Here is a 24,618-nt window from a genome sequence, read left to right on the forward strand (position 1 = left end):
AATTAAATGGCATGTCAATTAAACGTATTTTAGATTCTCTAGTACTTCTGCTATTACGTCATTTTGCGTAAGTGGCTTCTCATCGTACTGAGTCATATTAATTCGATTTGATATATGGTCGGCAACACTTGCTTTAGGGAACATCTTCGCAAGTCGCATAAATGCCGATTTTTCTCCAAATCGTGTCCTAGCCAGTTTCTTCACAATCTCATCACTCTCACCCGACGCAAAGTTCCATAGATAACTCGGTGTCACTTGATTTCGTAATAGCTGCGCGACCATACCTTGATGCGTTTTAAACTTGCCAAGGTAGAGGAATATACGCCCAAACCCTTCAGAGATATTCAGAAAACGACGACACTCATTCAGAAAGCTATCCGATAGAGTGAACTTGTCCTTCAGCAACTTGCGATCTTGGTCAGTAGTAGCCAGCACAATGACATTTGTGGCCAGCTCTAGGAAGTTTTCTGGTGCGTGTGACAACTGCTGCATTGCAAGCGTCATGGCTACGCTATATTTACGAGCAATCAGTAGAATGTTATCCACGTAGTTGTCCATCTCTTCCGATTTAAACTGTTTGTATTCGTCTGTGAAGTCATGTTTACGAATGTTCTTCTCAGAGGCGAGGATTGCCCTGTAATGGTCTTTGTACATCTCAGGCACGTAGTTGAGGAAGGTTTCAGGATCGCGCCAAAAGTTACGTGTACCTAAATGCTTGGCCAGTAGGCCAAACAACTGCTTCTGGAACACAGATTCACTTGATGAACCACCTGCAATAGCCTTAAGGTCTACACCCACAATCTTGGCTTGTGATACGTCTATCTGAGACTTTTCACCGAGTATATGTTTATAACGAGCAATGATCCCTGTTAACGCAGATTGTATATAGTCATAGAGCATGACATTACCTGCCGCAGTATCAATGGTGATGGATTCCAATCGCTCGCGTTGGTCATTGTCTTGGCAAATAAATTTATAAAAGTCAGTCAGGTCAGGTGAGCCTTGGCGATGAGCGAAACGAGCGTGTTCAAACCACTCATCTTTGCCTGCTAAGAACAGCTGGTCCCTCACGTTGTACCATGAAAAATGATCGTCGCTCGCAATTGAAATCGTACCATCCTCAATTGCCTTGTTAATTTCTCGATGAAGGCGGTGCTCATCCTTCACATAGCTACCCAATCGAGCTTCATATCGAAGGGGTGTCTTATGGAACGCAGCAAAGAATGCAGCCACTAATAGGTTCAGCGTATTTGCTAACTGACGTGATAGTGATTCTTTCGACTCACCGTTAAGCAGCAGCTTTAGGAAACCAACCGCAAATTCTTTCTCGCGATACTCAAGCACATTCAAACCAAACTGAGGTTCGAATATGTTGAATCCATTGCCTTCTTCGTTCTTCAGTGCAATACATTCGATTTTGTATTGTTGATGCTTAGGCAACCATGCTCTTAGCGAGTTAAGGTAGTTATGTACACCAGAACCAAAATCCAAATAGGACATAAGAGGTAGGTCTTCATTACCTTCAGCAAATACATAGGCGTTATTAATTATAGATGCCATCACGGTCTTACCTGCATCCATAGCACCAGAAATGATATTCGCTGCGTAGCTTTGCTCAGGAGAGGCAGGGTTAAATGGGACTAACTTACCATCTAGTGAAGACCAACAAATAGCACCTGATTTCATCGGCGATGAAGGTCGGGTAAACGGCATGGTTGCAATATGCTGCCTAGCTTCTTGTATACATGGCCGAGCACTTGGTTTTTTTGAAAAAGCGGGTAACGTAGAGTAATAGCCTCTAAACGGGTCGGCTGGTGTTCTTGGGGTTAGCGCCCCCCAAGACAATAGGGCTTGCTTTAATGCTTGTTTATTCTTCTTCAACGTCTCTAGGTTGTCCGACCATGTTGCGATGCTAAGTGTTCCAGAAAGCAACGTTTTGCCCTCTTTCGTGGCCAAGTGCATTAAATGATTAATCGCACCATCAATATTGCGACCATATTCCGAGATCATAAAAAACAGCAGGAAGGTTTTTCGTGCCGATAGACGTGACACTAAGTTATCTGTGCCCGTTTCTAGCTCAAAGTAGGCTCTGATAGGAATTTTATAGTCTAGACTTTTGAAAAATTGTGACCATGTGCAGTCGTTGGTGATGTGGAAGTATTCACGATCTATCGTAGCCACAAAATTGTCACCGCAACTGATGTATGGGGTAAATCGCGATACCAGCTCTTTGTCGTCACTAATAAGTTGGTAAGCAAGGGGAGGGTGACTAACAAATTCTGGTTCATTGTCATTCAGTGTTAAGTCTACTGGATCTAACAATCCCTTCGTTTTCCAACGTGAATGATCAAGACTAATTAAGCTTTCTTCTTCTTTGGTGTACTTAAGATACGTGTCAGCATCAACGGGAATAATGCCTACAAATTTCTTTAACGCGGAAGTCAGAGAAGTGGTGAACGCTGTATGCTCGTTGATAAGATTAACAGATTCTTTGGTGACATTCTGAGTGTGTAGCGGTACTTCATCAATAATTACGGTAGTGTCTTTCTTTGTCTCCGTCGAAACAAAGCTTTGCGGCATCGTCTTAAGGATAAGTAGAGCACGCTCAAATGCACAATTCTCTTTTAGATCTTGCTTCTGGTGTTCAAAGAAATGCTCTGCGTCAATACCCAAGCGCTTAATGGTATCAAGCGTTCCTTTGAACATTGAATCGAGTTCTTTTTCGTTGCGGTTCATGTCTCGCACGAACATAAACCCCATTTTATGGCGGGGATCACGCAGAGTGGATTGTAGACCGTCGGCTAACTCATCGACGTAGTACTGCTCAGTTTCATCAGTCAGGTATCGTTGAGTACCAATGACTTCAAAGGCTGAAAATACGCTACCGTCCATCGACAAAAGTACATTGCTGTCTATGGCAGATACGCACATTAAGTTGCAATGCGAGAACGAACTGTTTTGTGTTGTGTCACTGATGATGTTCGTGATCGCGTTGAAGGATGGTAGTAATCCCATAATTCGAAACCTTTATTAGTAGAGAATGCTAATTTTTTGAGATGCGTCTGTTTGCCCACCTTGAGGCTTATCTATTGTTTCTGCCTGCTGACGTTCCCGCTTAGCGTGCGCCTTGATGCTGCGTTCTTGCAATACTTGCAGTTTTGCTTTCAGCTGCGCATTGATTTGCTCTTTAGTTTCTTGACCACTAATCATTTCGATGTCCAAGACATCTTGAGCGGTAATAACATTGCCGAATGGATACAGTTTTGCCAGTGAAAAAATAAAGTCATTTTCTACTCGCTTTGCGAATACTTCTTCGTCACTGATTGCATTGTATGTAATGTTCATATCCAGTGTTTCCTATCAAAGTGCGCCAAGTTGCGGTAGCAAGTTTTGTTCGAGTAACGCTTGAGCCAGTTTCTCTTTTTGGCTTTCGTTGCCACTGTCCACCACAAATCGCACTGTACCTGTAGAGAATCCCACCAACCTAAAACCTTGAGTGAAAAGTTCCGTCGCGGCTCTTCTACACATCACGCGGTCATACGCTCTTACGTAGGCAGCAATCGGTGACGCACTTGCATCCGAATTGTTGGAATAACTAATGGCGACCCAAATAGCTTCGTTAATTAAGCCATTGGTGTAATTCATAAATTTAGTTTCAATAGGGGGCTCGGCAGGCACGAACGGTAAAGGTTCCGAGTCAGTATAAAAACACTGACCTAACCTAAGTGTTGCGTAGTTCATCATATCGACGATTTCTGGTAGTGCTGCCCACCTACGTGAACGCGTTGTTGTAATCTCCATCCCGACAGGAATGTAACGCCTATGATCTTTTTGCATGTCCTCAACTTGGAATTCCATGAACCCAGCTTTTTTACGTGCAAAATCCACCACCAATCTAGAGTCGTCTTCACTTCCGTTCATTCCAACAGTGCGGTCTTGAAAGTCTGTTGTTACCTGATAGTTGTGGCTCACAGGGTAGCCTTGGCCCATAAGATGAATGAAGTAGGGAAGCTTGGGGAATTTACCACTGACAACAGTGCTGAATTTTTTGTCAATATCAATGTTGTTCGCTTGTAACTTCTGAGTACTTTCACGGATGGCGTTGTTTAGATGCAATGAGTTCGCGCCATCTATGGTAGCTAAGTCTCTATGGTGATTTGGACATATGATTTCTCTCAACTTCTCAAGAATGGTGTACTGGCATTCCTCTATCTTTAATCCGTAGGTTTGGCGCAGTTTATTCTCCATTGTAGAGAACACTTTTAGCATCACAGGAAGCTTGATATTGAGATCGTCATCTAATCCAAGTTCGATTGCGATTTGCGACAACGTTACCCCGAAGAAGTTTGCGTTGAGTAAACGATGACGCTTGCTCAGTCCCATATGCTTAAACAAATGAGGCTTAACGTTAGTAATGTAAGTAAATCCTGCATCGAGCGAGCTTAACGATACGCGACTGACATCATTTGGCTTATCGTTTGAGCACATAAACGCTAAGCTCGGTTTAAAGCTAGAGCCACCATGTTCATCATCAATCCAAAGAATAGCAATGTTGTCATTTCCCGCATTATTCATAGTTTCACGACCTATTAATTCTGTTTTAGTTGTTTAGCGTGGTTATCCCATTGAGTGGGGAAGTACTGACCTGATGTGTTACTCATAGAGAACAGGTTTTCTGCAAATAGCTTGATTTCTTTCTCAAACTTGTTCGGGTCAAACAAAATCCGTAGACCTGAAAACGTACCGTTGGCTCGATTTGCGTATTCATCTTCAGACATGTGAGCAAAGACATTCGCAAAGTGCAGAGGGTCATTAGTTTGAAAGTTGCGTAAAACCACCGCTTTAGACGCTTCCAACGCTTCCATTACCACATGTAGCTCGCCCGATTGTCTTTTTAGCAATTGATAGGCTTGGGATGCTTTGTTTGTATGCTTCATGATGTACTGATGGGCATAGGTGATTATCTGCATCTGATTAATCGTTGCTTGCGATAAGTTGGGCTCATAAATGATGGTCCCAAGCTCGTTACTGCCGATATAACCTAAGTGGTAACACAGGTGACAAAAAGGGTCTAATAGCTCAAAATTGACCAAATCGTTATTTCTATGATCGCCGTCTTTGTGGTGGATATGGTATCCAGCCTTCATCGGTGTAGAGCACACCGCGCAGCATGGCGCTTGACCTTCATTCATAGTGGCAGTGATCTGATTAATGTACTTAGCTCGGTTTTCCTGAAAAACTTTGTCGTCTTCATCCGCATGAGGGTTGTCTGCACGAGCGACGGCATGAGAGTTTCGAATAACTCCCATGAAAAAATTAGTGTCGTGGCGGTAACTGCCTATTTTTCTTAATTCGCTCATGTTCAGCCTTGCGTTTGCGGTTTTGCTAATTTAAGTCAGGGGTAATAAAACCACTATCCATGTCTTGATAAACTTCCACTGTATCGGACTCAAACAATGTTCTATTGGCCATGTCTTGGCACCCTCGTGGAGATGCCAACAAAGAACCTGCGATACAGACGACCATTCCATATTTTCTTGGGATGTTCATAGAATCTGCTTTTGCAATCATCACGCAGCCTGCGATAAATGCGATTACACCAGATGTCAACAGTCCGTTATACCAAGTGATTGTTCCTAAATGAACGACTTCTGCCATGCGGAAGAGGAATGACACGGTACTGTCTTCGTTGGACGCTGCCAGCACGCGATTACTGTTTACAAGGAGCCCGACAACAGTCAGTACTCTATTTAACTTCATCATGACATATCCAAATAGGGGTTAGATTTCTAACCCCTGTACGCTTCATTAGTTGTTTGCTGAGTTCAACATTTCGTTGTATTCAACGTTTTCACCAGTGACTGTGTTCCCCATAAGGTTCAAGAATGCACTTGGCGAGCATAGTGCAGTTGCAATTAGCCACATCACAATCGCGGCTTTCTTGGTCTTACCATTGTCTTGACCATTGTTACGCGAGGATGCCGCAAAAATAAAAGCACCGACAATGAACAAGAAAATGCCAGCAGCTAGCGCGATGTTATACCCTGTAACCCCAGCAAGAAGAGCTATGTCATTACCATCTTTAAGAAGCTCCTTTGCTCCACGACCATCCTCTGCTAAAGAGGCAAAAGAAGTCAGTAATGAGCCTGTTGCCATCATTGCAACGAGTGCCCCTTTTGTGATTTTTTTAAACGCAACCATTATTAAGGCTCCTTGTGATTAATTAGTGGCTTTGCCTTGGACGCAGTAGCGCTCAAAGCATGTTTCGCCAGTTTTGAAATTGATTTGCTGCACAGTACCAATACCATCGACATACTTGTTCATGCTCAGTGGAATAGGCGCTACCGTAATAGGGTTAAATACCACAACCTCTTGCGAATCAGGTTTAGGCATAATGACGAACCAATCCGTCAAATACACCTTATTCGCTGGTGGAGTAGGCGCTGACGGAGTTTGCGCTTTTGCTACACGGGTCGCTTGCTCAGTCGGTTCTTGTTGAGTCGCTTTTTTTGCGCTTGCTTTTTTGGTGCAGGTTTCAGCGCGAGCAATTCTTCTTTTGTGTATTCCTCGCGGTTGCTATCGATGAAGTAGCCGCCAGAGATGAGAAGACGGTATTTTCCGTCTTGCTGCTTCTCTATACCTTCAACACGTTGCGATCCTAACCATTTGTTCAAGAACCCTTCACCTTTAACCAAAGTAATGGAGTTACTTGCAGTGCTTCCGTCCTTCTTAGGAGCATCTACAACGAACAATGTATTGTTCTTTAATGGCTCGCCAACAATGTTGAAGCCTTTTAATCGAACACGCTCTACAACAGGTTGAGCTTTTGCCACCGTACCACTAGCGAGTTGGGCGCTAATACCTTCTACTGTCGTGCGTAGCTCTGCCACTTCACGACGAGCCTGTTCGTCTTTGTTTAGTGCTGATGATTGAGATTTAAGCGCTTGAATAACCAACGCGTTTACTAAGGCTGGGTCGACATCGGCACTCGGCAATGGTATGTCGCGAATCTTACGATCTACTTGCACCATTAAATCATTGCGCACTTGAGCCACGTAGGTTTTAGCAGCCGATTGCACAGATTCAGGTAACGTCGCATCCACATCCTGACGTACTTTCTGAGTAATCGTCATCATTGTTTCATCAGAAATTGCCAGCTCTTTAGGATCTGCCTGTTGTACAGTCGCAATCTTTTCATTCAGTGACTTGTAAACAGTTTTAAGATTATTGCTGGTGTTCATGTTTTCAACAATGCCATAACCTGCACCAGCCAATGATAGAACGCCTAACGCTAACGCTACGTAACCATACACAGGGTTAAATACCCCAGCATTCCCACCTTTTTTGGGTGATTTCTGCGCCTTAACTGCACTTGCTGCATTTGAAGCAGCTTGGTCTTCAATCTCAGGCATGATTTATCCTCATTTGTAATCAGCGATTTTTTTACGTGTATCTCCGTTTACAATCGTTTTTTCGGATAAATACACAGGTTTAGCCAATATCACACCCACGGAATATCCCTCGGGGATAGTAATCGTAGGCGGGATATTAGAATATTTTTGTAAGTCTGGTAGAAACTCTGTTGCGACGTTAGCGATACCACCAAGCACTTGGTTTCCTAGACCTTTCACAGCACTTGTACTCGTGACGACGCCATCAGACACAACCGTTGATTGGTCGGTCACATAGTCTGCGAACGGAATCATGAATGCTGCACTTGCACGCGCACCAAAACGAGTCCAAAAATGCGAGTCGTAGTTGTTATCAAACAGCGGAGAAGTATCCATTTTGATATCAATTCCGTAGCCTTCGACTTGTACCGCTTCGCCCTGATAGTCTAGCGTAGTGATATGTAGCAAAATGCCGTCTTGGTTCTCGGTCATTTCGAAGTTACCAGTAAACCGAGCACCTATCATTGGTGGTTGTACAACATCAAAGAACACTGGTAGCGAATAATCAGACACCAGCTTCCAATGAAGCTCTGTTAGCACGGTTTCACCCATATCCCAAATCAATACGCGGTCATCCATTTTTTCAGGACTTCTGCTTCTGGCACTGCTCGTTTCGCGACTATCGAGAGCCGCAGTGCTGCTTGCATTTTGCCTAACTTTCTCTTCCTGAATAGCTTCTATCACTATCGTGGAATATTCATTACTAGCTTTCTCGGCTACCCATTCGGCATGAGTCTTTTTAGCAACGTCAGCTGTATCAAACTTAGGTACACTGTCATTAAAAAGTAGCGCTGTCTTAGCAGCAATCTTCTCTTCCCGTGTCATTTGAACAGGTTGTTTGCTATTGTTATTTTTACTTGTATTGGATGCAGCCACAGAACTTGTTGTTGGCGGCTTATCCTTGTTTTGTGTTTCAAGCATCTTTTGGTATCGCTCAGCCTTATCCTTAAGTGCCGTCGTAGAATCAATGTGTGATTTTCCTAGCTCTTCGGCTTCTTCTTTCACTTGCTTTTCTTTTTCGTTGATAGACTTTTTCGCAGCACTATTGTCATCAAGTGGTTTTTCCGTATCTGTTTTGTTGGCAGCGGAGGCATTTGCAGTGACAGCGTTGATGTCAGACTTTACTGCTGGCTTACTCTCTTGCTTTAATTGTTGAGAAGATAAGTATGCAAATCGTGCATATGCGGCCCCCAAAGCCCCTAAACCGACTAATACCACTACACCGATAATGAGATAGTTCTTGCGCTTTTGCTGTTTCGACTGATCTCTTAGGCGCTTTGGACTATTCATAGACGCTTACCTCAGTCTCTTGGTTGTCAACATTGAACCAGTACGTGGCTTTTGGTCGCGCTTTAAAAACGTACCAGTTACCCAAGGAAAGGGCAGCGTTTACTTCATACAGCATTTGAGCTTGGGACTTAAAATAGTAATAATTATTATGTTTGAACGCTCTCGAATTGGCTGGTAATCCTTTTATTTTCAATATTTTGTATGCACCTTCTCGACCATTTAAAATATCAGCCATTACAGGGTCGTCATCTTTATTAAGTTTCGACAAGGGCACAGTAATTTCCTTAATCTTCTCAGTGTTGGTCGGCGACATGGCAGGAATGATCACACGCACTTTCACGTCTACTTCTTGTTCTGGATTGGAGGTTATTGCTATCGGAATAGGCTGGTCATAATTTTTTAACCATACAAAACCGCTCACCATACGATGGTTGAATTTTGGTACTATGAGCAGTTGGTTTTCGTTTTTCGTTTGAAGATCAAAGCTGGCGGCAGGCGATAGCTTATCAGGCAAATGGCTAGTAATAGGATATGCGCTACCCGTCATGTCAAAGAAACTGATGACAGTAGGGTGGTTCACTTGGTTATTAATCTCGATTTGAACGTTGGCTGTGGGATCGTAATTGATAAGGTCTGCTTTTACTTTGGCCTCATACAATCCAATTGCTTTCGCTCTTTCTGCTTCATCAGCTGCCTGACGTTGCCTAATGATAAGCTGAGGATCGTTTTTGACTTCAAACTCAGCCTGTTCAATAAGCAGGTCTTGCTTTAAAGAATTTAGCGTTGATTGAGTATTAAGCTCTTTTATTCGTTGGTTTTGCAATTCCAGCTTTCTAGCAGTGAGCTCACGAACGACAGTGCGCTGAATGCCACTCAACTTATCGTAATCAAGCAACATGTCATCAAGAGTTTTGTAGGTGCGGAACAGCGCGGCAATCACATCGTTTCGACTGTATAGCATGTTTGTTTGTGGATCATACACACTGTCATTGTCAGCGGCATACTCATTAACAGAGGTAGCAATATTTTCGATAGGCTCCACACCTGTCCTCTGTGGCGCAATTTGAATTGCAGCACAGACTGACAGTGGAATCATAAGACCCACAATGACACTTGCTTTCAATATTCTTTCGTGACACATATACAATATATTACTACCTAGACATTTTGCTATTATAAATAAAATGAGATTGGTTGCTACTTTTGTCTTCGTGTTTTTCAGAAAAAGTTATTCCAATGACAGTACGCTGCGTATGCTTAGCCCATTTTCCCTGACAAGTTGACTAGTTCTTTGTAGCAACACCTGATACCTGATTGGTGCATCTAACTTTTGGCCGACCATATTAATGGTCATCATCATGTTAAACTCATAAACATAAAACGATTCTGTTTCGAGTTTTGGTAGCTCAGATGGATCGCCGCTCTCTTGCTCGTATGAATATGTTCTTAGCCCTTTACTCACAAGCTCTACATCTTGAATGCTGACATCCATTGAAGTTTTATTGGTTATCAGCAATCCAGTAATCCCAGACTCTTCCAGTTTGTTATAAAAGTCCTCCCCTCGGGTTACTTGCGAGAATGGCATCTTCGTCATTGCAAAAATGTCTGCATTACACTTGTTCTTGGTAAATGCATAGCTACGCCAATCGAAGTTCAGGCATTTACGCAAAGAGGCTAGCATCCAATCGCCAATCTCTTTATCTGATGTATTAATCGGTAGCCTTGTGCTAATGGGATTAATTGGCTCTTTTTCTGGGTTGACGGCGACATAACTTCGATTCACATCTACTGATGTCACTTGTTTGTAAATACCGTAGCTCAACATTACTAGCGCAATGGATAACCACATATTTAGAAACCAGTTAATGCATTCGCGTTTTTGAAATGAGTTGAATGCTAAAATGGCCTCTAAAGCTTCATCTCTCGCTGGAGCATGTGTTTTATTTGTACTATCCATACTCATATCTGAATACCTACAATTTCAAATTGGTAAGGACTAACAGACTTTTGCGTAGGCATAATGAACAGACGCATGTATTTACTCTGTGTGGTTCGTTGAGTCCGTCCAACTCGGGTTAATTTCACAATAGTAAACACAGTGTAATACTGCCTTTTTTGCGTTGGCCGTTGCAGGATCACAGGTGCAGTAGGCATAGCTGCGTAGATAGTTTGGTCATTTTCTACTAGCTCATCCTTAATTGGATCTGCATATTTCTGCCGATATATGAACGCTGGGTTTCGCGAAAAATAGGTATCAGCACAGTAGGCACTCTTTGATTCTGCATTTACTTGGGTGAGGGAAAAGCAAGTTGCTACTACATCATTTGTGAATGTTAGCAGTTTGGTGTCCGTGATTGAGGCAAGATCTCTAATCCTTACGCTCTTTATTTTCCCATCTTCTTGGTAGATTGCTTGACGCTCGGGCTGTTTGTTCACGCTATAGGCTATGAGCCCTACGATAAGCATGTTTACAATAATAAGTATCCGTGTAATTAAGCTCTGTCTATGCATTTCATTATTTCCATAGTGTCATGCCGACTAGTTGATACTGGTCTTTATCGGCAGGGCTAGCATCTACGTAGAATTCAATCTTATGCTTTGTACGCATTTTGTTGCGATTATCCGTCAATTCGAAATTGGCGGTGATATCAAGTCTAAAGCTTTCAAAAATAGTTGTGTTCAACTGTTCATAGGGGATATCTGAAAGCTGGCGCTTATCGGGCGTAGTGGCGTTTACTACAATTGGTACATCTACCATGTCAAACGTCATCGAATATACAGTCTTTTCATTCGATAGCCGTTCTCTTACTTCGTACTTATCAAAATTCACGTCTAAGTCGTCGCGAAATGATGGTGTCGTATTGGTCAGCTCATAGTCCAGATATCGAAAGCTACTGGTGGTTTGATTCAAAATAGCAGTGAGTTTTTGAGAGGTGAAATTCTGTATCTTAGCAATCGAGTCATCAAAGGTATGTTCGGGGTCGCGTATGGGAGCGCCATTTATACGGCCTTGTGTCACGCTTATTTCAAAAACGCCACTGGCATCTTTTAGTTGTACCCGCGTAAAAAAATATCCAACGAGCAGGCATAGAGTGACCCCAGCAACAACAATTGTAGTGAGGGTGCCGCTTTTCTTCATCAATCTGTACAGGTGCAGCGCAATGCTACGGTTCACTGCAATTTCTTGAGACTGTCTATCCATTGGACGCTTCCGTTTTGGTCGAACGTAAATAGGTTCCACACTTTATTTTTGTCATTACCGGCAATAGTCATCGCCACAAAAAAAAGAGCGATCACGCACATGACTATGGTTATGAATTTTTGAACGTTAATGACCCAGTTCAGCGTGCGTTGATCATCCCACCATCGCGGCTTTTGGAATGTGAATCGTCCGACTTTGATCATGTTTCGAATGTTCAACGGTCGTGAGTTGGCGAAGTTCAAATACTCTTCGGTCTGATTTCGATTCTTCTTGCTCTTAGCCATATATTTATTAATCTATAAAATTGTTATATCATGATTATATATAACGCAGTATTTTATAGCAGCTCTACGCTTAATACCATATTTATTATTTGGAGTTCCAATGTCTGATACGCAGCGAGTTCATGTTGTTATCGCCAAAACACAACGACGATTTGTTCTTGGGTTTCTACTGGCATCCGTTGTGCTTTTAGCTGTTCATCAGCTTGGACATATTTTGCTGGGGCTGTTTGCTTTTTTCACCGCCAATCGTTTAACAAAGCACTATCGGAAGCATGGGCAGAAAGTTGCTTTTCCCCTGTATCTAAGATCTGTTGGGGTGGCGACGTTTAACTGCTATTTCTACATTGTGATTGGTCTTATGGCGGTTGTGATGTTTTCAAGCAGTAAAGCACTTTCGCTAGTAGATTATGACAAGTCAATTATTGCTGGCTTCTACCTTTTTGTGGGTGTCGTTCTGTTGTACCTGCTCACTGTGTCCGTGCTAATGATACAGCTGAAAAAAGAACGTTTACCAGTATCAGGTCACTTCCATACCACACTTAGCTTTGTTGTTCCGCGATGCTACCGTTTCATTCGCGATATCCCCAATACTGCTGCGCGGCTTCGTCGTCGAGTGAGAGCCATCAAACGTTTGTATGCCATTCGTAAATTTTCCGAACAATCGCACAGTGCAGAAGTAAAACAAGCTATCACCCCTGAGTTTTCTAGAAAAAGTTAAGGTTTCCTCATGAGTAGTAATGGAATTCAAGATGATGACATCATGGAGGAGCTGAAGAGTTATTTCTGGCTTCTCGTTCTATTCGTTATTTTCTGCTTTGTAATCCTGTCTTATGCACCCATTTTCTTTGCTGCGTGGAGCATGGGGCGAATGGTCGAGTTGTATGTGTGGGATTTCCTGAGCACTCCATTGAACACCACCTATTTCTCTGATGGGATACAGGTACTTAAGACGACCAAAGTAAGTCAAATGAGTTGGACGTGGCTGTTTGAATTTGAAGCCTACTACAACAACGTCCTTCGCTATTTTTATGCATCCTTTTTTCTAATTATTGGCGCGAAAATTTTCTACAACTATCTCGTGGTCACTAAAACACATGATGTTCAGTCTATGTTGTCACTCTACGCTCGGGAGAACGCTGCAATTGAGTCGCTGGTTCATGACAACCCATTGAAATACAGCCGTATTTATGACTTTACCAATAGAGATGATTACCACAATCGCCATGCACAAGCCATGCAACCGACCATGTTTATGACCGCTTGCCCTCCACCAAACGCGAGCCGCACCGAATTGCAACAATGGAACGAGGCACTTGCCCTTGACCCTAATACTACGGCATTTAGACCAATTGCAATTATCGATCGCTCTACGGGGTACAGTGATTTCAGCCGTTCTCTAGCAAAGCGAGCTTTTGAGCGCCAACTAACTAGCCCTCCTGTGCTACATCCAGCTTATGTCGATGAGGCTAACACGCCCCGTTTGTTTGATGAAAATGGGGTTCTAATTGACCTTGAATATAACGAAAGTGGTTTGATTGTTGGTGGATTTGCGACCAACCATATGATTAATAATGGTCGAGATTACAACGGCAGCTTTGACGATATGGGGCTTCTGTTTAATGGAGTAGAGCGCGACATCTTCTACTTTCTTTGTGACCGCTATCGTCATCCAACAATTGAGTTAGAGGTTCTACTCGCCAATCTTATTAATTGCCACGCCTATACACGTACTTTTTTTGCTTCGTTCCTGCAAGTGGTTCGCCACAATGAAATCATAGCAAGTACAGAGTTCTACCTGCTGTGTCGCGAAGACAGAGCTCTTTACTTTACTCTTTACAGCGCTGGTGAAGAGAAGCCGTTTTGGGAAGCGACAGGCATCATGGCTCATCATGCAGTTGAGGTTGAATTGGAGACTAAAGTCACACAGCCGCAAGTTATCAAAGCGGTGGATGCTCTCGAAGAAGAGTTTGACCGTGTGTCACGCTGGAAGCCGAACGCGAAAGACATCCTGACTCGCATCAAATATGCGTGTCAGAAAGAACAACATTTCTCACGCGTCCATATTAGTGATGATGAACTTGCGGGGGAGTGGAGCGCATTGGACAAACGCGCAGACAGTTCCAACGTGAATGACGTAGTGGAAAGGAACGCCGTCCATCATGAGTAGTTTTTCTGATAAAACGAGACTAGCCCATCAGCTCGGACTGCTTGAAAACCGCAGTCAACATGTAGATACGCGTCCACTGTCTAGCTTGTTTTTGGACTATTACCCAATTTTCGTCGGTGCATTTATCTTTTGTATCGGTGTGCTTATTTTCATGCTGCCTCCACTGTCAAACCTACTGTTTCTAGTTGGCATTGGTTTTGTTCTGCATGGTTTATCCGCACAAATGGACTACCTAATTAGTGCGCCGTACGTAGGACGAAAGAATGCTCTTAATGACCGAATCTACAAAGGTAAGAAACCAAGGCATGGCCATGAATCGGAGCATAAACGCAGTGGGCTACGCCTAAAAGCAGGTGATGCACTCATGTTGGTTGGCTATGACTTGTTATTTAACCGCCAGCTATGGATTGACTTAGACCGTGAAACGCGAATGGCGTTGATTGTCGGTACAACAGGTGCGGGTAAAACCGTGACCTTGTGCTGTCAGCTGTTTCAGGCTTGCATACAAGGTCATCTTAAAGGTGGTGCACCTATCGTGCTCGGAGACGGCAAAGGCTCAATAAAGGGCTTGTACGAGTTTGTTTTCTACATCATACGAACTGGACGAATCCACGACTTACGTGTGCTTAACTTCCTCATTGGTGGTAAGACGCGTGATATCAATGCCATGCTGGATGAAGACTATCCATCAAACAAATTCAACCCGTTCTCTATTCTGAACCACGATGAAAGTCGTGAACTTATCATTGGTTCAACAGCGTCAGGGGAAGGGGGAGGTAGCAACCAATACTTCCTAGACCGAGCTTCTTCAATGATTGCGGGGCAACTGCCAATTTTGGTTTATGCTCGCGACAATCTTGGTGAGCCCTTAGATATCCGTGTTATATCCCAATCTTTGGGTTTGCGTGAGCTCATAAAAATGGCTTCACGCCAAGATGTCCCTGATGAGACTCGTACACCATTAAAAGATTACTTGAAATCTCTTAACCAAATCAGCGATGCGTACTTCAATGAAGGTGGTTCTGACCTTGAAATAAACCAGAAAGCTGAAGAACAGCACACTTATAACAAATCGATGCTAACCAAAGCACTGAACGATATGTCTGGTGCTCTTGGTCATATTTTTAGCTCTGTCGGCTCTGACATTAACCCGAGGAATACGGTTTTACATGGGCAGATTCTGATAATGTTGCTCCCCGCCATTGAACGTGATCCAACTCAAACAGCGGAACTTGGACGTATGTTTATCAACTCAATGCGTCCAGCGTTCTCATCTCTGTTTGGTTATCAGGTACAAGGCAGCAAGAAGGAAACGATTGACAGTCTAGCTTCAACGCGTCTAGTGCCTACGCGAGTATGGTTTGATGAGATCAATAACTACTATGCCAGTGGTATATCCCAGCTTGTTTCTTTGTTGCGTGCTGTAGGGGTGAATATCACTTTGTTGGCGCAGTCAATTAAGGCGTTTGAGAACTTTGGTTTGTCTGAAGCTCGCCAAACTGAATCCAACTTGAACAACAAGTATGTGTTCGCTTCACAAGATACTCACGAAACAAAAGACTTACTCAACGCCTCTATGGGTACCACTCGAATGGCGCGAGCCGCAGAAAAGGTTCAAACCATGTGGGGAAACTGGCGCGGTGCAGAACGGGTTCAATACAGTGATGAAGAACTGATTACAATGCGTGATTTGTCCAGCGCTGATCCAATGGAGGGTATATACCTCTATCGCGGCAATGTGATACCAATGCGCAGTGCATCGTTCTTCCCTAATACCGAGAGGGATGGTGAAGTTACTGAGTTTTACTTAAACCATTTTGCCGATCTCGATAAGCCCAATGATTCACAAATCCAATACATCAAATCTGTTATTGGTTTTGAGCGAGAAAGCGTATCGCAGGATGTCGAAGCCATTGATAGCGCCAAGAATTCCAGCCGCGTGTTGAGCGCATTCGCCAAGAAACTCGAAGGAGTGTGCGAAAATATCCAGCGTTCTAACAGCCCTGAGCTGTATTCGTCGTTGGATGCGCTCATCTACACCTATATTGATGAGCTGGTGGAAATGGACTTGCAACAAGTGTCCAACACTGAAGCGCAATTACTTGCTGAAGCCGACAAGCAGCGTACAGAGGCACTTAGCCGCCGCAGTGCGGCAGAACTTATGGATATCGAGGGTTCTGCCACAATGGTTGTTGATTCCGCGGAAATGTACGCCACTCACAGCGCTATGTATGCAGAAAAGCTCGGTCTGAATGACGATGATATCGTTCTTCCTAACTTCTCTGATGATGAACTTGCTGATGAGATGCCTCAGTTGCAACAAGACACACCTGTTAGTGCTAATGAGCCTGTAGAAACGCAATCTACTACACCTAAAGCAAGCATCAATCGCCAGAGCTTAAGCGCTCTATTAGCTAACGCTCCTAACTTTGGTCACGCTGCTGAAGCAGCTGAGCCAGCCACAACAAATGATGTTTCCGCAGATACAACAACCGAAACGTCCTTACCTGTTGATGGTGAAGGCTATGACTATGGTCACGATGATGATCATCCTAATGAATCTCTCGATTTCGGGGAGCTTCAGGCTCTCATTGATGAGAACAATCGCCTTGCTTCTGAAGAAGCTGCAAAGAGTGCCAAAGCGCAATCAAACACACAAAACACTACTGAGAACACTGCGGAAGATGAGTCTACAGATGTTGCAGGTACGTCCACTGACGGTGACGCTGAATCTGATAGTACGAACGATGAATCGGTATCTGACAAGTATTATCAGAATGAAAGTGTGGACCGCCTAATTGAAACTGCAAGTCAATACAGCGAGCTAGATAAAGAGTTCATTAAAGGCGAACTGTTAAACGTCAAAATCTATCCGACTCAACCAACACCACCAGTGTTAGGTAGTCAGTCCGAGCAGGATGACCTTACAGGAAACGTTAAGCGTGAATTTGATGACGCGAGTCAGAAATACAGACAGACGCTCAGTGAAAGGCAAGAAAACCTTATTGACCGTTTCTTATTGGACTAGGAGTTTTTTAATGGCTGTAGCAGTGGACATGCCCACACCGAGTTTTCAACCTGTAGTAAGCCCAACTGATTCGGCTTACTACCACCAGCTGACGCGGTTTGATACAGAGCGGCTACCTTTGTTCAACTGCATTTTGTATGCCTCAAACAAAATTAATGTTCATCCAGACTACATCTACACCCTTGTCATGGCTGAAGGTGGCACTATGGGGAAATACCGCAGAAATAAAGATGGCACTCATGACATGGGAATAATGCAGATTAACTATGAAACATGGGCAGTTGATCTTCCTCGAATTGGTTGGAAGGCCGATTGGCGCATGGTGCTTAAAAACACCTGTTCTAACATTGAGCTCGGTACCATTATCTACCAGCATCGCGCTGAAAAAGCCAAAGATGAACTAACGGGGCTTGCGAACTACCACTGGTATTCAACAGCAAAGAACAAAGGCCCACATTTTACTTATAAGGAGCGAATAGAGCGCATCCTGAAAGATATACGCGCAGACAAAGCGAAGTTTGCGTCCACAGGGGTAGTGAACGGCACGTTGAGATGCAAATATGCTAATTGTGACTGAGAAATATCGTGTAGCCAAATTGATAGCACAGTCACTGGGCTTTGCTAAATTTGAGTTTGACCATTTCAGTAACGCTCATGGTGATGTGATCTGCTTTTCGTCAGGCCATTTGTTCACCCGTTCTCATAATGAACCTGAAATCTATAGCTGGAAGACACCGCAGAACTTCAATCAGTTGCCTCGTGTAATCCACTCAATACCTCACTCGTTTACTATCAAGATACGCGGTAACGATGTGTCCAGTTTCGATATGATTGATACGATTACGTCATTTATGCGCAGTCATGATCTGATAGTCAATGCGTTTGACTTTGACCGTGAAGGCGAGAGGGCATTTTATGACCTCTTCAATCATGCAAACACAGAAGCTCATGTCTATCGTATGGATTTGTCTAAAGGCTTGTCGCGTCGTTTGATTTGTGAAGCCTTCAGTAACTTATTAGACGGTTCTGATACCAAATCGCGCTATTACGCTTCAAGTGCACGCGATGTGTCTGATTTCGCCTATTCGATGGTGACGCAGGTTGCTACGTTTTACGCTCGCAGTGGCAAATTGCATCCTCTTTTATCGGGGTACAATGATGCTCAATCGAGTGTAGTCAGTCTTGGCCAAGTGCAAACACCAACACTGGCATTAATCGCAAAGCATTGCCGTGAAGTTGAGCAATACAAAATCCATTCAATCACTTCACCCACCATTACCTGTAAGATTGGGCGTTATAAATGTGAGTTTGACTATGACCCTACGTTGAGCGGAACAGATGAAGCATTGCTTGCTCAACCAACGCTAAGCCGTAACTACTGCAAAACTCGCCAGATTCAAACCAATACTATCTCTTGTGTCGCTATTAAGACCTCAGTCATCAGCGTTTCAGCACCGCCTCTATTAAATACTGCTGGGGTTCAAAAAGCGGTCAAATCATTGTCGCCGAGCGAAACGATGAAAGTAATGCAAGAGCTCTATTTGAAAGGTTTGATAAGTTACCCCCGAAGTGATTCAGAAGAACTACCTAAAACCCATTACAGTAACGGACGTTTAGCTTCACTGCTTGAATCGTTAAGCCATAACGAAGGTTTTTCAGAAAAACCCGAAGGATTAGCGAGTTTGGTACGAGATGTTGAACGCGGTGATACACCTAATTGTGTTAGTGATACTCACGAATCTGCGCATAGTGCCATCGTGCCTACAGATGTGACACCACCATCTGATCTTACTGCGAACGAACAGTTGGTATACAACACTATTTGTGAAGGATTCACCGCGGCGTTAGCTGGTGATTCGGAAATGCTTCATGTAAGAATGAGCGTCGCTTTCGATATGGAGCAGTTGGGGGTTGTTGGTGAAAGTAAAAGTATCTTCACGATGGATCGTTCGTTCTCGCTGTCAGCAACCAAATTCAACACGATCAAAGTGGGTGATTCATTCTCCCCAGATAGCATAGCAACCACCAAGAAACGTAGAAATGTTCCTCAGTACTACAAGTTGCATGAATTACCAATGATCATGCTCGAAAATGGTCTAGGCACGGCAGCAACACGACATTCAGCAATTGATAAGTTGCTCTCTCGTTTCTATATAGACCTAGTACCGTCAGAGGATGAAAAATTAGTAGTGATGACAGCTAAAGGTCAAGCTGTCTTAGATATTCTACCAGAGCAGTTTAAAACCCCTGAAACCCGTGCCCAATGGGAACGCGACTTAGACGTAATCGAACGTACTACGGAGCTTTCCAAAGCCCTTGAACTACGAAATGCCTTTGTATCGAGGACGTATGACCAAGTGCAATACCTCTGTGGATTGTTCAATTCTGGCCAGCTTAGTCACTACAACAGCGATACAACACCTGCAAGTCAGGCGCTTATCGAACAGGTCATAGCACGAGCAAAGATGCTAAACATAACCATTGAACCGAGTGATTACGTGCTTAAGAAGGACTGTCATAATTTCCTATTGGCGCACCCTCAACCGTACCACACAAAGCAAAAGTATGAGTTGGCCAAATCGGGTGTTGCCATAGATCATCACACGCAAAAAGACGCGAAGATTGTGACACAGCATTTATCCACCGATTCCAGCAGTGTTCCACCATCTCAAAAGCAACTGACACTAGCGAAGAAGCTTGCTTACTCGTTAAACGTGAAGTTCCCTGATTCAGCGTTGAAAAGTGCTGAGAAATGTTCAGAGTTTATCGAGCTCTGCGAATCTAAACGCAAGCCTACCGCTGCACAAATCAGTCAACTCAAAAAATTGGCTCTACAGCTTCATTACGCGATTAGTCCCGAGATTCTAACTTCACGTTCTGCGACTCGCTCTCTGACCCACAAACTGAACAAGCTTAAAAATACGAAAAATAGATGAATTACTTAGATGGAATGACCGCGCCGCAACAGACGGCAATACTGTGTGATGATTGTTGCAACATTATCACTGCGGGAGCAGGGGCTGGAAAAACTGAGGTCATGACCCGTAAAATTCAGCATCGTCTTGCTCGCTACACGAATTCTGCCCACAAGCAGCCAATCGTTGCTATCACATTTACCAATGATGCTGCGAAAGAAATATCAGAGCGCGTCAAAAGGAAAGTAGGCGAAGAGCAGGGAAAGCGTATTGTAACTTCCACTTTCCATCGCTTTGCCATTCATCATGTGATTAAGCCATTTTTCAGCAATCCGTTTTTCAAAAAAGCGGGACTCCGTATTTTTTCCATCGCTTCAGGTCGGGATGTGTATTACCACTTGAAGCAAGCCGAAGAAAAAGGGTTATCTGTTAAACAGAAGAACGATTTTAAATCACTTGAATCCACGTTTACGCTTGATAGTTGGCTTTCACTCATTCGTGCTAAAGGTTTTTCCCCAGAGTCGTACTTTGCTGCGAATAAAGACCGATTTCTAGGGGTAGTTGCGTCATTAAATGATATGGCCAATTACAATGAGCGTCCGACGCTGCTTCAAGACACAGACCGTCTCAACTTTTATTTTCTAAAAATGTGGAAAGTGTATGTTGACCTCCATCGTAAAAACTCGCTGGTTGACTTGGATGAAATACTGGTTCTTGCCACGGACTTAATTGAACAAGATAGGGACGTTCGTATCACGCTCAAACGTCGTTACCCTGAAATCATGGTTGATGAGTTTCAGGACGTGAACTTTTGCCAATTCAAATTTGTCTTGATGCTGGCACACAATGGACGAAACCTATCTTTGTTCGGTGATGTAAAACAAGCTATCTATGGGTTTAGAGGCAGTGACCCATACCTGTTTAAAAAAATGCTGTCGGTTTTTTCACATGCACAGGTTCTCTCTCTACCACACAACTTTCGTAGTGTTCAGCAGGTGGTGGATGTCGGAAACGCACTAGCCTCTAACATGTCACTATTGCTAACGAATGACCCTATGATTGCTGGAAACACGACAACACCAATTGAGCCTGTAATCATACGCGATTGCACTATGCCTAGTTGTGAATCTGAGTGGATAGCGACGAAGATACAGTGGCTTCGCAATCAGGGGATTGAGTACAAGGACATCGGCATTTTGTATCGATTTAAACGGTTAGGGGATGTGCTCGAAAATGAGTTCATTCAACGTCGGATGCCATTTCGTCGAGTGGGCGGCTCTGATGATCGTTCACTCTATGAGGATGAGCGTGTCGTCGATATCGTGAAATTCTTGCATCTTCTTTTTCGTCCGACATCGAAACACGCCATGAGCAGTTTTCTATCCTCTCATGCTGAGTTCGGTATTCGTTCCCAAGACTATACGGCTATGGCCAAGCAACACGGGTTTAAGGACTCGCATCATGCCGCGTTGAGTTATTTGCTAAACCAGCACTTCAATCGTCATAGTCCTGCGTGGTCAGTACTGAATGCAGTTGCATCAACGACGTTGTTGTTATCACCCGATCTCGAACGAGTTAAGACGTTTGACGAATACTGTCGCTCTCATAATGCGCAGTTTCTGTCTCTCTCCGCGGCTGCAAAACAGGAGGTGCGGAAGAAGTACGGTCCTGCTTACGAGAAAGCGGTATTAGATTTTGTTACGGTACTTAAGGACGCCTACTGCCAGTTTTTCTACCTCCCATTCGCGACAGATGACGTTCGCCAATCCGTCGTGCAGCGGGACCGTGAACGGATCACTGATGACTTTGATGCCATTTTTAGCTACTTGTTTGGCAGTGATCGCTTAACGTCTGAGGATATGAATGTTCTGGACTATATTTGCTCTCGACCTCTCGTTATCCATAAGTCTGATAAAAAGGATGAAGAGAATATGACGGATATCGAGATGCAAACCGTTCACGCTTCAAAGGGCAAAGAGAAAAAGGTTATTTTCATTGTTGGCTGTTCCAATGACACATGGTTTAAAGATATGAACAATGCTGACCCAGCATCACTGACGTATCAAGAAGAGCTACGTTTGTTCTATGTTGCCGTTACACGAGCACAAATGCAGCTCTACATAACAAGGCATGAGCAGTATTTATCGCGTGGCCAACTCTATGAGACAGACCCTCTTAGTTTCTTAGATTATTTAACTGATTTGCATGGCAGCAGCGTGCTCGTGAATGAAGGATAGTCACAATGGCGACAACGGTACCTCTCAGCGATGAAGAACTGCGGTTTTTGGAAACACTGGAAACATTGATTTCTGATAGCTCCTATCTTGGCGAAGTGGAGGAAGTCGATAATTTGGCTTTGGACGGTGATCATGATGGCGAAAAAACCTCAGAGTAAGCAGACCATAGATAGGGCTAACCAAGTTTGGTTAGCCTTTCGTGAAATAATGCGGGAAGTCATTGTGCATAACATTGACCAACATTTGGATGGCAAGCTGTTTATGCCTCGGCCACTGCAAGTACCCTTTAATCCAATCAAGGGCGAGTATTTTCATGGAATGAGTGGACTAATCCTGACGCATTACGCTTACAGTGACTATCTTGAATCCCGTTTGTTTGAGCCTAGGTTTTCCCAGTATCACGAGTTAAATAAGCTCGGGTACGCAATACAAAAAGGCTCGCGTAGCGTGAACTATCCGTTAGTGCATTTGTATGACGCCGTTGAAACAGTGAACGAAGAAACAGGGCTGGTTGAGATGCTGTATAAAACCGCTGACCTTCGATATAAGACGTATAAAAACGTGTTCAGCATTCGCACCCTAGTCAAAAAGGTTGTACCTAATAGTGCCTCAATTTTAAGTGATGTTATTAACCCATACAGCACACCTGAAGGGCTAGAAAGCTTTGCTGGTGGAGTTGTTAGGCAGTTGCGACTCGATGTCGTTTTCAATGCGGAACGCACTTCTAATTACTCTACATCAGGCAATCGAATTACTATCGGTGTGCCGCAGGTTTTTTCGTCACTTTTTGAGTTTTATAGCCACCTGTTCTATCAAATGGTGATCAGTATTTTGCCTATACGCCGATTTGTAAATATGGGTATCAGCGTAAACACGCATATTGTTTCGTCTATTACCGCAATGATGTTAGCCAACGAACTACTTATACAGTGGACCCCAGTAGACAAAGCTAAGTTAGTGGAGCTTGTTGGTAAACGTCCTGTTGATGACTTGTTTTTCGATGTCATGGTAGCGGAGCAGGTCTATCGGTACTTTATTTTATCCAGTGGACATTCAAGACCGTTGGAGCAACTTCAATCAGCTATTGGTACGCGTATTTGTACCGACTTTTTTATGTTTTCTCAAAGTGAGGAAAAGGGGGTTCAGGCTAAAGGGCAAGTCACAATGCAACAGTCTGAATCCACTGTTATTAGTTTTTGACTTATGATTGTATAAATATTATAATCTAGTCAGTTTATTAAATTCATTCGAGGTCATCATGCAACCAACAATTATTTCCCGCGATAAAATCAACTTTTTCCATTTTATCGATCAGGTCTATCCGTCACGCATTATTACGGAATCGAAGAGCCGATTATTGCTGGATATGTTTTCTGGCAAGCGTAACTACATCGTATTGAAGGTCGGTGATGTGCGGCATTTGGATGCCATTGTTGATATCCAAGTGTCATTAATCAAAGTTCAGTCTATGTTGTTCCTGAAGACTCGATTCTTGGCCGCTGACGAAACAAAGAACTTCTTTTCTACTATTCCAGTAAACGCAAAACGCGGTGCAAGCAATGTGACCTATCCTGAGAACGGGCAGGATCTAGATCTTGAGTTCCATTTTCTTGACCATTTCTCTCACGAAAAGCTTGCAAAAGTGTTGCGAGTTACCGTTACCGATCAAGACTTCATCGCTACACTGGTGAACCATTATCAAGCTCAGTTAGAGAGCGAAATTGATGACGAGACTTTTGAAATAGACACCAAATTATTCCTATGTCTTCCTGAAAAGCGTCATGGTGAATACGTCATTGCAATCTCTACTGACAGTGTTATCACCAAAGCATTACCAGAGTCCAACGAAACGGAATTTTTAGATAGTTAGGGGTGCATATGCCGATAATTAGATTGGTTGTCTTTATTGCAGCTGTTTTGTTGCTTTTGGCTGAAATATGGGCTGTCTTTTCGACCTATGGATTTTTGCTAGGGATCTTAAATTTGGTTATCGTTTTGGTTGTGTTTGAAAAGGTATCCCGACGTATTGTTAATCGCATGAAAG

At 43.5% G+C, this 24,618-nt stretch carries 22 protein-coding genes; 9 read left to right on the plus strand and 13 right to left on the minus strand.

The genetic code is table 11. From position 1 onward, the window contains the following. Positions 1 to 18: 18 nt before the first annotated feature. The 13 genes from P4S58_RS22400 to P4S58_RS22460 form a co-directional block, all read right to left on the minus strand. Positions 19 to 3,015, minus strand: coding sequence for a hypothetical protein (locus tag P4S58_RS22400; protein ID WP_337165893.1), 2,997 nt, complete (start codon positions 3,013 to 3,015; stop codon positions 19 to 21). Positions 3,016 to 3,030: 15 nt separating this feature from the next. Further along, complete coding sequence (locus tag P4S58_RS22405) at positions 3,031 to 3,345, minus strand: hypothetical protein (protein WP_337165896.1); 315 nt, start codon at positions 3,343 to 3,345, stop codon at positions 3,031 to 3,033. Between the two features lie 15 nt (positions 3,346 to 3,360). Continuing rightward, positions 3,361 to 4,575: a hypothetical protein gene (locus P4S58_RS22410; protein WP_337165897.1), complete on the minus strand. Its 1,215-nt coding sequence runs from the start codon at positions 4,573 to 4,575 to the stop codon at positions 3,361 to 3,363. Positions 4,576 to 4,589: 14 nt separating this feature from the next. Next, positions 4,590 to 5,360 carry an HNH endonuclease signature motif containing protein gene (locus tag P4S58_RS22415; protein ID WP_337165898.1) on the minus strand — a complete coding sequence of 257 codons (771 nt, stop codon included), beginning with the start codon at positions 5,358 to 5,360 and terminating at the stop codon, positions 4,590 to 4,592. Between the two features lie 25 nt (positions 5,361 to 5,385). Beyond that, the gene (locus tag P4S58_RS22420) at positions 5,386 to 5,763 is read right to left on the minus strand and encodes a hypothetical protein (RefSeq protein WP_337165899.1); all 378 of its coding nucleotides are present in this window, start codon (positions 5,761 to 5,763) and stop codon (positions 5,386 to 5,388) included. A 45-nt stretch (positions 5,764 to 5,808) separates the two neighbouring features. Further along, complete coding sequence (locus P4S58_RS22425; RefSeq protein WP_337165901.1) at positions 5,809 to 6,201, minus strand: hypothetical protein; 393 nt, start codon at positions 6,199 to 6,201, stop codon at positions 5,809 to 5,811. 18 nt (positions 6,202 to 6,219) lie between these two features. Continuing rightward, entirely contained in the window at positions 6,220 to 6,414 is a 195-nt protein-coding gene (locus tag P4S58_RS22430; protein ID WP_337165902.1) for a hypothetical protein, read from the minus strand. 50 nt (positions 6,415 to 6,464) lie between these two features. Further along, positions 6,465 to 7,412: a hypothetical protein gene (locus tag P4S58_RS22435; protein ID WP_337165903.1), complete on the minus strand. Its 948-nt coding sequence runs from the start codon at positions 7,410 to 7,412 to the stop codon at positions 6,465 to 6,467. A 9-nt stretch (positions 7,413 to 7,421) separates the two neighbouring features. Further along, positions 7,422 to 8,741, minus strand: a complete 1,320-nt coding sequence (locus P4S58_RS22440) for a TrbI/VirB10 family protein (RefSeq protein WP_337165904.1) — start codon at positions 8,739 to 8,741, stop codon at positions 7,422 to 7,424. Then, a complete protein-coding gene (locus P4S58_RS22445) occupies positions 8,734 to 9,864 on the minus strand; it encodes a DotH/IcmK family type IV secretion protein (RefSeq protein WP_337165905.1) in 1,131 nt (376 codons plus the stop codon). The genes P4S58_RS22440 and P4S58_RS22445 overlap by 8 nt, the downstream gene beginning before the upstream one ends. A gap of 105 nt (positions 9,865 to 9,969) precedes the next feature. Beyond that, a complete protein-coding gene (locus P4S58_RS22450) occupies positions 9,970 to 10,698 on the minus strand; it encodes a hypothetical protein (RefSeq protein WP_337165907.1) in 729 nt (242 codons plus the stop codon). Positions 10,699 to 10,700: 2 nt separating this feature from the next. Then, complete coding sequence (locus tag P4S58_RS22455) at positions 10,701 to 11,252, minus strand: DotI/IcmL/TraM family protein (RefSeq protein ID WP_337165910.1); 552 nt, start codon at positions 11,250 to 11,252, stop codon at positions 10,701 to 10,703. A gap of 4 nt (positions 11,253 to 11,256) precedes the next feature. Further along, positions 11,257 to 11,943 (minus strand): hypothetical protein, encoded by a 687-nt coding sequence (locus P4S58_RS22460; RefSeq protein ID WP_337165911.1) that lies wholly within the window; start codon positions 11,941 to 11,943, stop codon positions 11,257 to 11,259. A gap of 384 nt (positions 11,944 to 12,327) precedes the next feature. Between P4S58_RS22460 and P4S58_RS22465 the strand changes: the two genes are divergently transcribed. Genes P4S58_RS22465 through P4S58_RS22505 form a run of 9 tightly spaced genes read left to right on the plus strand, consistent with a single transcriptional unit; the run spans position 12,328 to position 24,444 of the window. Beyond that, positions 12,328 to 12,945 carry a hypothetical protein gene (locus tag P4S58_RS22465; protein ID WP_337165912.1) on the plus strand — a complete coding sequence of 206 codons (618 nt, stop codon included), beginning with the start codon at positions 12,328 to 12,330 and terminating at the stop codon, positions 12,943 to 12,945. A 9-nt stretch (positions 12,946 to 12,954) separates the two neighbouring features. After that, a complete protein-coding gene (locus tag P4S58_RS22470; protein WP_337165913.1) occupies positions 12,955 to 14,394 on the plus strand; it encodes a secretion/conjugation apparatus DotM-related subunit in 1,440 nt (479 codons plus the stop codon). Next, on the plus strand, positions 14,387 to 17,422 hold the full coding sequence (locus P4S58_RS22475) for a TraM recognition domain-containing protein (protein WP_337165915.1): 3,036 nt from the start codon (positions 14,387 to 14,389) through the stop codon (positions 17,420 to 17,422). Before P4S58_RS22470 ends, P4S58_RS22475 begins: the two co-directional genes overlap by 8 nt. 10 nt (positions 17,423 to 17,432) lie before the next feature. Beyond that, positions 17,433 to 17,999, plus strand: coding sequence for a transglycosylase SLT domain-containing protein (locus P4S58_RS22480; RefSeq protein WP_337165916.1), 567 nt, complete (start codon positions 17,433 to 17,435; stop codon positions 17,997 to 17,999). Then, the gene (locus tag P4S58_RS22485; RefSeq protein ID WP_337165917.1) at positions 17,983 to 20,358 is read left to right on the plus strand and encodes a DNA topoisomerase; all 2,376 of its coding nucleotides are present in this window, start codon (positions 17,983 to 17,985) and stop codon (positions 20,356 to 20,358) included. Before P4S58_RS22480 ends, P4S58_RS22485 begins: the two co-directional genes overlap by 17 nt. Further along, the gene (locus P4S58_RS22490; RefSeq protein WP_337165918.1) at positions 20,355 to 22,574 is read left to right on the plus strand and encodes an ATP-dependent helicase; all 2,220 of its coding nucleotides are present in this window, start codon (positions 20,355 to 20,357) and stop codon (positions 22,572 to 22,574) included. Before P4S58_RS22485 ends, P4S58_RS22490 begins: the two co-directional genes overlap by 4 nt. A 5-nt stretch (positions 22,575 to 22,579) precedes the next feature. Continuing rightward, entirely contained in the window at positions 22,580 to 22,732 is a 153-nt protein-coding gene (locus tag P4S58_RS22495) for a hypothetical protein (RefSeq protein WP_337165919.1), read from the plus strand. Continuing rightward, the gene (locus tag P4S58_RS22500; RefSeq protein ID WP_337165920.1) at positions 22,710 to 23,774 is read left to right on the plus strand and encodes a hypothetical protein; all 1,065 of its coding nucleotides are present in this window, start codon (positions 22,710 to 22,712) and stop codon (positions 23,772 to 23,774) included. Before P4S58_RS22495 ends, P4S58_RS22500 begins: the two co-directional genes overlap by 23 nt. A 58-nt stretch (positions 23,775 to 23,832) precedes the next feature. Next, a complete protein-coding gene (locus P4S58_RS22505; RefSeq protein ID WP_337165921.1) occupies positions 23,833 to 24,444 on the plus strand; it encodes a hypothetical protein in 612 nt (203 codons plus the stop codon). Positions 24,445 to 24,618 lie beyond the last annotated feature (174 nt).

Origin of the sequence: Vibrio sp. Hal054, from assembly GCF_037162405.1 — a bacterium.
Lineage (GTDB): Bacteria > Pseudomonadota > Gammaproteobacteria > Enterobacterales > Vibrionaceae > Vibrio > Vibrio diazotrophicus.

Bases quoted from the DNA above. Each gene is read 5' to 3' on its own strand.
- P4S58_RS22490 (WP_337165918.1), top strand. From the start codon at position 20,355: ATGAATTACTTAGATGGAATGACCGCGCCGCAACAGACGGCAATACTG.
- P4S58_RS22475 (WP_337165915.1), top strand. From the start codon at position 14,387: ATGAGTAGTTTTTCTGATAAAACGAGACTAGCCCATCAGCTCGGACTG.
- P4S58_RS22425 (WP_337165901.1), bottom strand. From the start codon at position 6,201: ATGGTTGCGTTTAAAAAAATCACAAAAGGGGCACTCGTTGCAATGATG.
- P4S58_RS22460 (WP_337165911.1), bottom strand. From the start codon at position 11,943: ATGGATAGACAGTCTCAAGAAATTGCAGTGAACCGTAGCATTGCGCTG.
- P4S58_RS22405 (WP_337165896.1), bottom strand. From the start codon at position 3,345: ATGAACATTACATACAATGCAATCAGTGACGAAGAAGTATTCGCAAAG.
- P4S58_RS22440 (WP_337165904.1), bottom strand. From the start codon at position 8,741: ATGAATAGTCCAAAGCGCCTAAGAGATCAGTCGAAACAGCAAAAGCGC.
- P4S58_RS22410 (WP_337165897.1), bottom strand. From the start codon at position 4,575: ATGAATAATGCGGGAAATGACAACATTGCTATTCTTTGGATTGATGAT.
- P4S58_RS22495 (WP_337165919.1), top strand. From the start codon at position 22,580: ATGGCGACAACGGTACCTCTCAGCGATGAAGAACTGCGGTTTTTGGAA.
- P4S58_RS22415 (WP_337165898.1), bottom strand. From the start codon at position 5,360: ATGAGCGAATTAAGAAAAATAGGCAGTTACCGCCACGACACTAATTTT.
- P4S58_RS22465 (WP_337165912.1), top strand. From the start codon at position 12,328: ATGTCTGATACGCAGCGAGTTCATGTTGTTATCGCCAAAACACAACGA.
- P4S58_RS22450 (WP_337165907.1), bottom strand. From the start codon at position 10,698: ATGGATAGTACAAATAAAACACATGCTCCAGCGAGAGATGAAGCTTTA.
- P4S58_RS22470 (WP_337165913.1), top strand. From the start codon at position 12,955: ATGAGTAGTAATGGAATTCAAGATGATGACATCATGGAGGAGCTGAAG.
- P4S58_RS22500 (WP_337165920.1), top strand. From the start codon at position 22,710: ATGGCGAAAAAACCTCAGAGTAAGCAGACCATAGATAGGGCTAACCAA.
- P4S58_RS22480 (WP_337165916.1), top strand. From the start codon at position 17,433: ATGGCTGTAGCAGTGGACATGCCCACACCGAGTTTTCAACCTGTAGTA.
- P4S58_RS22455 (WP_337165910.1), bottom strand. From the start codon at position 11,252: ATGCATAGACAGAGCTTAATTACACGGATACTTATTATTGTAAACATG.
- P4S58_RS22400 (WP_337165893.1), bottom strand. From the start codon at position 3,015: ATGGGATTACTACCATCCTTCAACGCGATCACGAACATCATCAGTGAC.
- P4S58_RS22420 (WP_337165899.1), bottom strand. From the start codon at position 5,763: ATGATGAAGTTAAATAGAGTACTGACTGTTGTCGGGCTCCTTGTAAAC.
- P4S58_RS22435 (WP_337165903.1), bottom strand. From the start codon at position 7,412: ATGCCTGAGATTGAAGACCAAGCTGCTTCAAATGCAGCAAGTGCAGTT.
- P4S58_RS22505 (WP_337165921.1), top strand. From the start codon at position 23,833: ATGCAACCAACAATTATTTCCCGCGATAAAATCAACTTTTTCCATTTT.
- P4S58_RS22485 (WP_337165917.1), top strand. From the start codon at position 17,983: ATGCTAATTGTGACTGAGAAATATCGTGTAGCCAAATTGATAGCACAG.